The sequence below is a fragment of the Solwaraspora sp. WMMA2056 genome, from assembly GCF_030345095.1.
Classification (GTDB): Bacteria; Actinomycetota; Actinomycetes; order Mycobacteriales; family Micromonosporaceae; genus Micromonospora_E.
The window spans coordinates 5,539,344-5,551,361 of record NZ_CP128360.1 but is presented as its reverse complement, the minus strand read 5'-3'; the positions used below and the strand labels follow the sequence as shown (position 1 = coordinate 5,551,361).

Genomic DNA, 12,018 nt, shown 5'->3' with positions numbered 1-12,018 from the left:
GGTCAGGTCTGCTCCACGGCCGGTCGGTTGGCGGCCGGGTGCGGGGAATCCGGACCCGAGCTACCTCCGTTCCCGCTCCGGGACAGATGTAACACCAGTGCGGGCAGCGCCGCGAGTGCGGTGCAGCCGGCCAGCTCGACCAGGGTGAGTGGTTCAGTGCCCAGCAGCGCCTGCAGCGGGCCGAGATACACCCCGGCGAGTTGCAGCACCGCGGCGGCGGCCACCGCGACCGGCAGGGCGGGATTGGCCCGGCGCACGCCCGGACCGGAGGCAGGCCGGCGGGCCCGTACGGCGAGGGCGACACCGAGCTGTGCCAGGCCGAGCGTGACGAAGATCATCGTCTGCCAGGGGCGGCCCGAGTGGTACGCGACGACCCCGACGGCAAGGGTGACGGCGGTGATCGCCGCCCCGATCGCGGCGACTCCGGCGAGCAGCCCGGCACCGAGCACCGATTCGGTCGGCGGACGCGGCGGCCGGCGCAGCACGTCCGGCTCGGCCGGTTCGGCGCCCAGTGCCACACCGGGAACCCCGTGGGTGAGCAGGTTGATCCAGAGGATCTGTGCCGGCAGCAGCGGCAGCGCCAGCCCGAACAACGGCCCGAGCAGCATCACCGCCAGTTCGGCCGCGCCGCCGGCGAGGGCGTAGCGCAGGAACCGGCGGATGTTGTCGTAGATGCGCCGTCCTTCGCCGACCGCCGTAGCCACCGTGGCGAGGTTGTCGTCGACCAGCACCAGATCGGCGGCCTGCCGGGCGACGTCACTGCCGGTGCCCATCGCCACGCCGATGTCGGCGCGCCGCAGCGCCGGCCCGTCGTTGACGCCGTCGCCGGTCATCGCCACCACGTGCCCCTGGGCCTGCAGCGTGGCGACGACGGCCAGTTTCTGTTCCGGCTGGATGCGGGCGAACACCCGGGCGCCGGCCGGGCCGTCCGGGTCGGTGGCGACCGGGTCACCCGGCGAGTGAATGCCCAGCTGGCCGCCGATGGCGGCGGCGGTCCCCGGATGGTCGCCGGTGACCAGCAGCAACCGTATCCCGGCGGCGGCGAAGGTCCGCGCCACGGCCGGAGCGTCGGTCCGGACCGGGTCTCCGACGCCGAGCAGCCCCAGCGGCCGCAGCCCGACGGGGTGGGCCGGGTCCGGCGGGGTCGTCGTGACGGCGGCCGCGACCGCCAACGTCCGCAGCCCCTGCCCGGCCAGGACATGCGCGTGCCGCAGCAACCTGCCGAGGGTGTCCGGGTCGGCGGCGGTGACCTCGGGGGTCAGCACCGTCTCCGGGGCACCCTTGCAGACGGTCAGGTACCGGCCGTCGCAGGTGCGGTGCACCGTGGTCATCCGGCGGTGTGCCTGATCGAACGGGTGCTCGGCGACGCGCGGCCAGGCCCGGCGTACGTCGTCGGCGGCCAGTCCGACCCGGCCGGCGAAGGCGACCAGCGCCGCCTCCGGGGGATCTCCGACCGCCCGCCAGTCGTCACTGTCGTCGTCGGGTGCCCGCAGTTCGGCGTCGTTGCACAGCAGAGCGGCGCGGGCCAGCTGTCGCAGATCGTCCGGCGCGACGCCGACCGGTCCGTCGCCGCCGTGGTTGGTGCCGGCGCCGTCGACAGCGCTGGCACCGGCGCCGTCGAGGTGGCGGCTGATCCGACCGTACGGCTGGTAGCCGGCCCCGGTGACCGCGTACCCGCCGACTCCGGTGACCGCCCGCTGCACCGCCATCCGGCCCTCGGTGACGGTGCCGGTCTTGTCGGCGGCGACGACCGTCACCGACCCGAGGGTCTCGACGGCGTGCAGCCGGCGCGGCACCGCGCGGACCTTCGCCATCCGGTGCGCGCCGAGCGCCAGCGCCAGGGTCACCACCGCCGGCAGCGACTCGGGCACCGCCGCGACGACCAGGCTGACGGCGGTCACCGCCAGATCGGCGACAGGTTGGCCGCCACCGAGTCCGATCAGGAACACCAGACCGGACAGGAGAACCGCGGTCGCCCCGAGCACCCGACCGAGCCGGGTCAGCCGCAGCTGCAGCGGGGTCGGTCCGGGCCGGGTGTCGCGCATCAGGGCGGCAATCCGGCCGAGCGCGCTGTCCGCGCCGGTGCGGGCCACCACCCCGGTGGCCCGCCCGGCCACCACGACGGTGCCGGCGTGGGCCGGCTCTGCGTCGCCACGGCGGACCGGCACCGACTCGCCGGTCAGCATGGACTCGTCGCACTGCAACCGGTAGGCGTCGGTCAGGGTCAGATCGGCCGGGACGATGTCCCCGGCGGTGACCCGCACCAGATCCCCGGGGACCAGGTCCGCCGCCGGCACCACCTGGTCGACGCCGTCGCGGCGGACCCGGGCCACCGGTGCCGCCAACCGGTCGAGGGCGGCGATCGCCCGGTCCGCCCGTACCTCCTGCACCACGCCGATGGCGGTGTTCACCACCACCACGAGCAGGATCACGGCGGTGTCGGGGTAGTCCGCCAGCGCGGTGGTCACCACCCCGGCGGCGAGCAGGAGCGCGACCAGCGGATCGGTCAGCTGGCGGGCCACCCGGCGGGCCAGTCCGACCCGGGCCGCCCCGCCGGCGACCACGTTCGGTCCGTACGCGGCACCTCGGCGGGCGACCTCGGCGGCGTCGAGTCCCGCCGGGTCGAGTCCCGCCGGGCCGCCGTCGCCGGGGTCGACGGCGGGACGGGTGTCAACCGACACTGGTCACCCCTGCGACGCCGACCGGCCAGCCCGGTGCGGAGTCGATCAGCTCGTCGAGCGGCCGGCGCGGCACCGGCGGGCTCAGCGGGCCGTAGCCGATGCGGATGATCGCCTGCGCCCGCCGCCCGTCGGCGCTGCCACCGAGCAGGTCCCGCAGCTCGGGGTACTCCAGCGGCTGGGTCATCAGGGTCGTCGACAGTCCGCGTACCGTCGCGGTCAGCAGCACCCGCTGCAGCGCCTGCCCGGCCCGCAACCAGTCACGGGGGCCGTCGGCGGTGGTGTAGAGCACGGCCAGCACGGGGGAGTCCTCGAAGGCGGCGACCCGCCGGCGTCGGGCCGGCCAGACCAGGCCGAAGTCCCGCACCGGCACGGTGCGGGGGACCGGCCACGGCCCGAACGCCTGCGGCGGTACGCCGTCGAGCCGACCCGGCCGCTCCCGGGTCCACCGCTCCAGCTCCACCCAGTACGCCGGATCGGCCCGTCGCCGGTCCTCGGCGGTGCTGATCAGGGCCACCACCGAGGGGCCGGCCAGCGGGTCGACCACGGCCAACCGGCCGTGTTCGGTGCGGGCGGCGGCGACGAGTTCGTCGAGCACCTCGGGCGGCACCGGCAGGTCGGTGAAGGGCCGCCGGTTGGTGCGCCGGTGGGCGACGGCGCGGGCCAGCAACCGGACGGTCTCGTCGGCCTCGATCGGCGCGCCGACGGTGATCCGGGCCAGCAGGTCCGGCTGGCCCGGTTCGGGCAGCAACCGCAGCACCGGGGTCCGCCCGTGGGCGAGCATCGCCACCCGCAGGTTGAACACGGCGGCTCCGACGCTGATCGTGAGCTCCCGGCCGTCCGGGTCGATCAGGTCGACCTGGCGTTGCCGGTCGGCCAGGACGTCGACGCCGTCAGGGTGCGGCCGGAACCGCCACGGCTGGCTGTTGTGCACCGACGGCGCGGCGCCGGCCGCCTCCAGACAGGCCGCCATCAGCGGGCCCGGTCGGCCGTTCCAGCCCCATCCGGTGTTCATCGCCACCCACCACCCTTTCTGCGCGAACCGCCTCACCCGCCTCCACTGTCGTCCAGATCGCCCCGGCCGGGCAGGGGCGTTGCGCCGCAAGCCGGCAGGCACTGCGTCCCGCCCGGGCGGGACCTCCGACCCTGTCGCCGACGGTGCGTCGTCGGCTGCCATGAAGGTCCGTGGCAGCTGCCACGGGGGTGCCCGCGAGGCGAGGATTGGAGTCCGATGATCCGGACCATCGATCTGCTCGACGACCATCCGTTCCTGGACGGGCTGCCCCGACCCTGGCTGGAGCGGCTCTCCTATCAGGCCCGCCCGGGGGTGCGTCACCCCGGCCAGCGGATCTTCCAGCAGGGCCGGGCGGCGGACCGGTTCTGGTTGCTGCGCTCCGGTGAGGTCACGCTGGACTTCCAGGTGCCGGGTCGGGGAGACATCGCCATCGAGACGATCACGGCCGGCAGCGTCCTGGGCTGGTCCTGGCTGTTCGCCCCGTACCGGTGGGAGTTCGGTGCGGTCGCGGTGGCGCGGACGTTGACCATCGAGTTCGACGCGGCCGGCACCCGCCGGCTGATCGCCGAGGACGACGCGCTCGGCCGGGAGCTGACCACCCGGTTCATGCGGGTGATGGTCGACCGGTTGCACGCGGCCCGGACCCGCTTGATCGAGCTGTACCAGCCGGCACCGTCGTCGGCCGGCGAAGTGACCGGCGGGTAATCGGACCTGGTGTGCGAACGCTTCCGGCACCCCCCTCGTTGGAAGCGTGTCTGCCAAGCCGGAGCTCAGGGCGCGGTTCAGCATGATGCATTGTCTCGACAGGCATCGATTCAGCTGATGGGGTGACGGCCGGGCTCCCGGACCTCCCCGCTGCGCGCCGTGCCTCGGCTGGCCGCCACGACGTCGAGGGGAGACAGATGAGCAACGAGTACGCCACCCGGCACCTGCCCGTGGTCGTGATCGGCGCCGGCCCGGTGGGTCTGGCCGCCGCCGCCCATCTCGCCGGGCACCGGGTCCCGTCAGTGGTGCTGGAAGCGGGCGACACCGTCGGTGCCGCGATCCGCAACTGGCAGCACGTACGGCTGTTCAGCCGCTGGCGGGACAACATCGACCCGGTTGCCGGCCGGCTGCTCGACACCGCCGGCTGGCCGGTGCCCGATCCGCAGCGGTACCCGACCGGGGCCGAGCTGATCGACGACTACCTGCTGCCACTGGCCGGTCTGCCTGCCCTGGCCGACCGGATCCGCTACGGCGCCCGGGTGACCGGCATCGCCCGGCTCGGCATCGACCGGCTGGCGGGTGCCGACCAGCTGACCGGCACCGACCGGGCCGACACCCCGTTCGTCGTGCGCCTCGACGACGGCACCGAACAGCTCGCCCGGGCCGTGATCGACGCCTCCGGGACCTGGCACACCCCGAACCACCTCGGTGGCGAGGGCCTGCCCGCCCTCGGCGAGTCGGCCGCCGCCGCGTACCTGGACTTCGCTCTGCCCGACGTGCTCGGCACCGACCGGTCGGCACACGCGGGCCGGCACACGGTCGTGGTCGGAGCCGGCCACTCCGCCGCCAACTCCCTGCTCGACCTGATCGACCTCGCCGGTGCCGTGCCCGGCACCCGGATCACCTGGGCGGTCCGGCGGGTCGGCGCCGACCCGGTGTTCGCCGCCGACGACGCCGACGCGCTGCCGGCCCGTGGCGCGATCGGCACCGGGCTGCGCCGGCTCGTCGACACCGGGCGGGTCACCCTGGCCGCCGGGTTCGTCACCCATCGCGTGGAGCGGTGCACGGCGGCCGGGCCGGTCCGGCTGGTCAGCCGCGATGGTCGGTCGATCGTCGCCGACCGGGTCGTGGTCGCCACCGGGTTCCGCGCCGACCACCGCCTCGCCGCCGAGCTGCGCCTGGACGTCGACCCGGTGCTCGGCACCAGCCGGGGGCTGGCCGCCCTGCTCGACGCGGACCGGCCCCGGGGCGGGCCGGCACCGGCGCACGGGGTGGCCGAACTGCGCCATCCCGAGCCCGGCTACTTCGTCGTCGGTGTCAAGAGCTACGGCCGGTCCACCGGGTTCCTGATGGCCACCGGCTACCGCCAGGTGCGCCAGGTCACCGCGGCGCTGGCCGCCGGACCCGCCGTCGACCGCCGCCGTAGCGCCAGCCACCAGTTGCGCTGGCCACCGGTGTGGCCGCGCCGCGCAGCGCCCGCCACCGGCCACGCCGGCCGGTCCGTGGTGAACCTCAGTAGACGGTGAGGCCTCAGTAGACGGTGAGGCCACGGTCGCGGAACTGTCGCCGTACCCGCTGCAGCAGCGCGTCGTCCGGCGGCGGGGTGTCGGCCAGCGGAAAGTCCAGTCCGAGCTCGGTGTACTTGTGGGCCCCGAGCCGGTGGAACGGCAGCACCTCGACCCGCTGGACGCTGCCCAGGCTGGCCGCCACCTCGGCCACCCCGGCCACGTTGTCCGGCGCGTCGGTCAATCCCGGCACCAGCACGAACCGGACCCAGATCGGGGTGCCCCGGTCGGCCAGCCGGCGGGCGAAGCGCAGCGTGGGGTCCACCCGGCCGGTCCGGGTCACCCGCCGGTAGGTCTGCGGGTCGGACGACTTGATGTCCAGCAGCACCAGATCGGTGGCGTCGAGCAGCGCGTCGTCGGCGCGGGCCCCGAGGAACCCGGAGGTGTCCAGCGCGGTGTGCAGCCCGGCGTCGTGACACCGGCGCAGCACCGCGCGGACGAAGTCCGGCTGCATCAGCGGCTCACCGCCGCTGAGCGTCACCCCGCCGCCGGCGACCGAGATGAACCGCTGGTAGCGCAGGATCTGCGTGACCAGCGCGTCGTCGGTGGTGGGGGTCCCGCTGCGGCGGAACCAGGTGTCCGGGCTGTGGCAGAACTGGCAGCGCAGTGGACAGCCGGCAAGGAATGCGACGAACCGGGTACCGGGGCCGTCCACCCCGATCGACACGTCGTAGGAGTGGACCGCCCCGGTGGTGGTCATCTCACAGCCCGCCGTGGAAGGTGCGGGAGATGACGTCGCGCTGCTGCTCGGTGGTGAGTCGGACGAAGTTCACCGCGTACCCGGAGACCCGGATGGTCAGCTGCGGATACCGCTGCGGATGCGCCATCGCGTCCTCCAGGGTCGCCCGGTCGAGCACGTTGACGTTGAGGTGGAAGCCGCCGCCGTCGGTGTAGCCGTCCAGCACGCCGACCAGGTTCGCCACCCGCTCCGCCGGGGTGCGCCCCAGGCCCGCCGGGGTCACCGTGGTCGTCAACGAGATGCCGTCGCGGGCGCAGTCGTACGGCAGCTTCGCCACCGACATCGCCGCCGCCACCAGTCCGTGCCGGTCCCGGCCGTTCATCGGGTTGGCTCCCGGGGCGAACGGTTCACCCGCCCGGCGTCCGTCCGGGGTGTGCCCGGTGTGCTTGCCGTAGACGACGTTCGAGGTGATGGTCAGCACCGACAGGCTGTGCTCGGCGTCGCGGTACGCGCGCTGCCGACGCAGCTTCGCCATGAACGTCTCGACCAGCCAGACCGCGATCTCGTCGACCCGGTCGTCGTTGTTGCCGAAGCACGGGAACTCGCTGTCGACGACGTAGTCCACCGCCAGCCCGGTCGCGTCCCGCAGCACCTTGACCCGGGCGTGGCGGATCGCCGACAGGCTGTCGGCGGCCACCGACAGTCCGGCGATCCCGCAGGCCAGGAAGCGGTGCACCGGGTAGTCGTGCAGCGCCATCTCCAACCGCTCGTACGCGTACTTGTCGTGCATGTGGTGGATGACGTTGAGCGCGGTGACGTAGGTGGCGGCCAGCCAGTCCAGCGTCCGGTCGAACGCGGCGACGACCTCGTCGTAGTCGAGGTACTCGCCGCCGACCGGCGGGGTCTTCGGCGCGACCTGTTCGCCGGTGACCTCGTCACGACCGCCGTTGATCGCGTACAGCAGGGCCTTGGCCAGGTTGGCGCGGGCGCCGAAGAACTGCATGTCCCGCCCGACCCGCATCGCCGACACGCAGCAGGCGATCGCGGTGTCGTCGTCGTACCAGGAGCGCAGCGTGTCGTCGTTCTCGTACTGGATGGCGCTGGTGTCCAGCGAGACCTGGGCGCAGAACTGCTTGAACCCGGCGGGCAGCGACGGCGACCAGAGCACGGTCAGGTTCGGCTCCGGGGCCGGCCCGAGGTTGTACAGGGTCTGCAGGTACCGGAACGTGGTGCGGGTGACCAGGGTGCGTCCGTCGGCGCCGGTGCCGCCCAGCGACTCGGTCACCCAGGTGGGGTCACCGGAGAAGAGCTGGTCGTACTCCGGAGTGCGCAGGAACCGGATGATCCGCAACTTGATCACGAAGTCGTCGATCAGCTCCTGGGCACCCAGCTCGGTCAGCAGGCCGGATTCGATGTCGCGCTGCAGGTAGACGTCGAGGAAGGTGGCGGTCCGCCCCAGCGACATCGCCGCCCCGTTCTGCTCCTTGCAGGCGGCCAGGTACGCGAAGTACAGCCACTGGACGGCCTCCCGGGCGTCGGCGGCGGGCCGGGCGACGTCGTAGCCGTAGGCGGCGGCCATCTCGGCCAGTTCGCCCAATGCCCGGATCTGCTCGGCCAGCTCCTCCCGGTCGCGGATCACCTCGTCGGTGGAGGGCACCAGATCCAGCGCGGCACGGTGGGCGCGTCGTTCGGCGACGAGCCGGTCGACCCCGTACAGGGCGACCCTCCGGTAGTCCCCGATGATCCGACCGCGCCCGTAGGCGTCGGGCAGCCCGGTGATGATGTGCGACCGGCGGGCCCGCAGCACGTCGGCGGGGTAGGCGTCGAAGACGGCGTCGTTGTGGGTCTTGCGGTACGCGGTGAAGATTCGGTGCACCTGCGGGTCGGCGTCGTAGCCGTACGCGGCCAGGGCGTTCTCCACCATCCGCAGCCCGCCGTGCGGCATGATCGCCCGACGCAGCGGTGCGTCGGTCTGCAACCCGACGATCAGTTCCCGCTCCTTGTCGATGTAGCCGGGGGCGTGCGCGGTGATGGTGGACGGGGTCGCGGCGTCGACGTCGTAGATGCCCCGGTCGCGTTCCTCGACGAACATCTGGCTGAGCTGGTCCCAGATCGCCCGGGTCCGGTCGGTCGAGCCGGCGAGGAAACCGGCGTCGCCGGTGTACGGGGTGTAGTTGGCCTGGACGAAGGCGGCGACGTCGACCGTGTCCCGCCAGCGCTGGCCGGCGAAGCCGCGCCACGGGTCGCCTATCTGCGGGTCGTGGATCTGCTCGGCGCCGTCGCGGAGCTGTTCGACGAACATGTCAATCCTCCATCGTGGATGATCGCTCAGGCGGCCGCGCCCAGCGCGGTCGGTCGGGGCGGGGCGGTCGGTCGGTTCGGGGTGCCCGGGGTGGTCGGCCGGGCCGGGGTGAACGGCCGGGCCGTGGTGGTCCGCGCCACGTCGGGAGCGCGGACCACCACGAGCTGCGCCGCGCTGCCCCGTACGACGCGGGTGCCGTCGAGCCGGCGGCGCAGGGCGTCGGCCAACCGTCCCGGTGTGCCCTGGTCGCCGCCGATGACGAGCAGGTCGGCGCCGGCGGCGGCGTGTGCCAGGGCGGCGTCCGGCGCGGCGTAGATGATCTCCCGGACCACCAGTGGTGTGGTGTCGAGACCGGCCAGTGCCGTCGCGATCGCGTCGCGCTGCATCCGGTGCAACCGGACCTGACCGGCCGGCAACGTGCCGTCGGACCTGGCCACCGCCCGGTCCACGTCCGGCCAGGCGGTGACCACCAGTACGGTCGCGCCGCACCGCCCGGCCCGGCGTACCGCCCAGGCCAGCGCGGCCCGGGCGGCCGGGGATCGGTCCAGCCCGACGGTGATCCGGCGCGGGTCCATGGCGGCCACCGACTCAGTGCGATGCCGCCAGGACAGCGGTCTCGCGGACCACCGCCACCGGACTGTGCGAGTGGTGCAGCAGCTGCTGGGACACCGAGCCGAGGAGCAGCCCGGTGAAGCCGCCCCGACCCCGGGAACCGACGACCACGAGACTGGCGGTGCGGGTGGCGTCGACGAGAACCCGACCCGGGCTGTCGCCGACCGCCTCGACGGTGATCGTGAGCTCGGGATACTTCTCCCGCCACGGTGCCACCTCGTCGTCGAGCAGCGCACGCTCGGCGGCGACGATCTCCCGTGGATCGAACGCCGGCGGTCGCCAGCGCTGCGCGGGCGGGCTCCAGGCCCGCAGCACCCGCAGCCCGACCCCACTGCCGGCCGCGTGGTCGACGGCGAACCGGAGCGCGAGCAGCGACGCTTCGGAGCCGTCCACTCCGACCACGACCGGGCCGTCCGGGTAGGGCTCGCCGCGGACGACCACGACGGGGCAGTGCGCGTGGGCGGAGACCGCCACGCTGGTCGATCCGAGCAGCAGGTCGGCGAAGCCGCCGTGCCCCCGGTTGCCGACGACCAGCAGGGCCGCGTCGCGGGACTTCTCCCGCAGCCGGATCGCGGCGGGTCCGTCGAGGACGACGGTGGTGATCTCGGCTCCCGGGTGGGCCTCGACGGCTTCGGCGGCCGCGACCTGCAGCATCTTCTCGGCGTCGCGCCGCGATACCGCGTCCGGCCAGACCTCGGGAGCGGAGATGATCGGAGCCGTTGCGGGCGGCCATTCGAACGCGTATCCGAGCACGACCGGGGTCGAGGTCCGTATCCCCTCGGCGACGGCCCAGGCCAGGGCGGCATCGGCGCTGGCCGAGCCGTCGTAGCCGACCAGTATCGGGCGGTTCATCGTGATCGCCTCCCGTCAGCTGGTGGTGCCGGTCGCCGACGCGGTCAACGCCGGTACGGGGATGACCACGACCGGGCAGGTGGCCTTGCGGACGCATTCCTCGCTGACCGAGCCCAGCACCGTGTGCTGCAGCCGGCTGTGGCCGTGGCTGCCCAGCACCAGCAGGTCGGCGGAGCGGGCCGCGAGGGTCAGCACCTCGGCGGCGCGGCCCTCGTGGACCTCACCGACGACCGGCACCGCCGCGCCGTAGCGTGCGGTCATGGCGGCGAGTTCGCTGTCGAGCAGATCGTTGGCGCGCTGACGCTCCTCGATCGGGCTGACGGTGGTGCCGCCGTCCCAGCGCCAGGCGATGACGGCGCGCAGCGCGCCGCCCCGGTTGGTTGCTTCCTTGGCGGCCCAGTCCAGTGCTCGGCGGCCGCCCTCGGAGCCGTCGACGCCGACGACGATCAGGTGACTGGCGCTCATCGTTCTCACTCCTTCAATCGCACCTGCCTACAGTCCACACCCGGTGCCGGGTGGGGGGCAGGTGCGAAAGGCCCGCCGTTGCGGGACTGGGGTCCCCCCGGCCGCTCGGCGTCGACCGGCCGCTGCGCCGGTGCGGTCGCCCGGTGGACCGTGCCCGGGTGTGGCGGCGGCGCCGGGTCCCCGGCAGGGGATGCCGGATCCCCGGCCGGCGATCCGGTGGCCGGCCGATCGACGGTCGGGTCCCCGGCTGTCGGGTCCTCGGCTGTCGGGTCCCCGGCGGTCGGTGGTCCGGCGGTCGGGTCTCCGGCGGTGAACAGGGCGAGCAGTTCACCGACCAGGTGGTCGCGTTCGGCCGGGTGCCGGAACGGCACCTGCGGATCGACCGTGTACTCGTTGCGTCGTCCCACCCGGTGCCGGGTCAGGTAGCCGGCGGCCTCCAGGTCGGTCACGATCGTGTGCGCGGCGCGTTCGGTGATCCCGACCCGGGCCGCCACGTCCCGCAACCGGGCCTGCGGGTCGCGAGCGATGGCGAGCAGGACGTGGCCGTGGTTGCTGAGCAGGGTCCAGGCCGGAAGGCGCCACGTGTCGGGGGTTGTCACAGCGTAATGATATGAGTACCAATACGTGAACATCGTCCACATCGGCGATGCCGCCCGCCGGCCCCGGCCATCGCCCTACCCGGACAGCCGCCGCGCCCGTAGCATCCGTGCCCACCAGGGACGATGTCCGTCCGCCACGACCCGGGGCGCGGCACCGGGCAGCCCTTTGAGACTCACCCAGCCGCCCGGACCCATCGTGATGGTGCGCACCGTCGGCGGGCGGCGGCGGCTGGCGGCCACCGCCGCCACGCCCGCGCTCACCGCAGTGAGCACCGTGGCGGCGAGCACCGTGACGGCGATCCGGTCGGCGGCCACCACCGGCCGGTAGCGGACCCGACCGGCGGTCACCACGAACACGCCGAGCGGTCGCCCGCCCCGGCTCACCGGGATCACCGTCGTCGGGTCCGCGCCGCCGGTGCCGAGCACCGGGCCGAACGGGCCGTGCGGCGCGTCACCGCCACCGGTGTCCGGGTCGGTACGGGGCGGATCGACCACAGTTGCGCTCAACATGCTGCTCTCCCTCAGCGGTGGTGCCCGCCGGGGCCG

10 protein-coding genes and 1 pseudogene are annotated in these 12,018 nt (G+C 74.0%); 2 read left to right on the top strand and 9 right to left on the bottom strand.

What is annotated here, in order from left to right; genetic code table 11:
- Nucleotides 1–2 precede the first annotated feature (2 nt).
- Nucleotides 3–2,681 carry a cation-translocating P-type ATPase gene (locus O7608_RS25030; RefSeq protein WP_289206903.1) on the bottom strand — a complete coding sequence of 893 codons (2,679 nt, stop codon included), beginning with the start codon at nt 2,679–2,681 and terminating at the stop codon, nt 3–5.
- Nucleotides 2,671–3,693 (bottom strand): Acg family FMN-binding oxidoreductase, encoded by a 1,023-nt coding sequence (locus O7608_RS25025; RefSeq protein ID WP_289206902.1) that lies wholly within the window; start codon nt 3,691–3,693, stop codon nt 2,671–2,673. Before O7608_RS25025 ends, O7608_RS25030 begins: the two co-directional genes overlap by 11 nt.
- A gap of 216 nt (nt 3,694–3,909) precedes the next feature.
- On the opposite strand from O7608_RS25025, the gene O7608_RS25020 reads away from it, so the two are divergent.
- Entirely contained in the window at nt 3,910–4,398 is a 489-nt protein-coding gene (locus O7608_RS25020; protein WP_289206901.1) for a cyclic nucleotide-binding domain-containing protein, read from the top strand.
- Between the two features lie 197 nt (nt 4,399–4,595).
- Nucleotides 4,596–5,924 (top strand): FAD-dependent oxidoreductase, encoded by a 1,329-nt coding sequence (locus tag O7608_RS25015; RefSeq protein WP_289206900.1) that lies wholly within the window; start codon nt 4,596–4,598, stop codon nt 5,922–5,924.
- A 4-nt stretch (nt 5,925–5,928) separates the two neighbouring features.
- Here O7608_RS25015 and pflA read toward each other — a convergent pair whose 3' ends face one another.
- The 7 genes and pseudogenes from pflA to O7608_RS24980 all read right to left on the bottom strand — a co-directional run bounded on the left by pflA (nt 5,929) and on the right by O7608_RS24980 (nt 11,982).
- Nucleotides 5,929–6,663: a pyruvate formate-lyase-activating protein gene (gene pflA / locus O7608_RS25010; protein ID WP_289206899.1), complete on the bottom strand. Its 735-nt coding sequence runs from the start codon at nt 6,661–6,663 to the stop codon at nt 5,929–5,931.
- A gap of 1 nt (nt 6,664) precedes the next feature.
- Nucleotides 6,665–8,944, bottom strand: a complete 2,280-nt coding sequence (pflB, locus tag O7608_RS25005; RefSeq protein WP_289206898.1) for a formate C-acetyltransferase — start codon at nt 8,942–8,944, stop codon at nt 6,665–6,667.
- 26 nt (nt 8,945–8,970) lie between these two features.
- Entirely contained in the window at nt 8,971–9,519 is a 549-nt protein-coding gene (locus O7608_RS25000; RefSeq protein ID WP_289211020.1) for a universal stress protein, read from the bottom strand.
- Between the two features lie 13 nt (nt 9,520–9,532).
- A complete protein-coding gene (locus tag O7608_RS24995; protein WP_289206897.1) occupies nt 9,533–10,408 on the bottom strand; it encodes a universal stress protein in 876 nt (291 codons plus the stop codon).
- Nucleotides 10,409–10,423: 15 nt separating this feature from the next.
- Nucleotides 10,424–10,873 (bottom strand): universal stress protein, encoded by a 450-nt coding sequence (locus tag O7608_RS24990; RefSeq protein WP_289206896.1) that lies wholly within the window; start codon nt 10,871–10,873, stop codon nt 10,424–10,426.
- A 305-nt stretch (nt 10,874–11,178) separates the two neighbouring features.
- Nucleotides 11,179–11,472 (bottom strand): annotated as a pseudogene (locus O7608_RS24985) (helix-turn-helix transcriptional regulator); the annotation flags it as partial.
- Nucleotides 11,473–11,547: 75 nt separating this feature from the next.
- Complete coding sequence (locus O7608_RS24980) at nt 11,548–11,982, bottom strand: hypothetical protein (protein ID WP_289206895.1); 435 nt, start codon at nt 11,980–11,982, stop codon at nt 11,548–11,550.
- Nucleotides 11,983–12,018 lie beyond the last annotated feature (36 nt).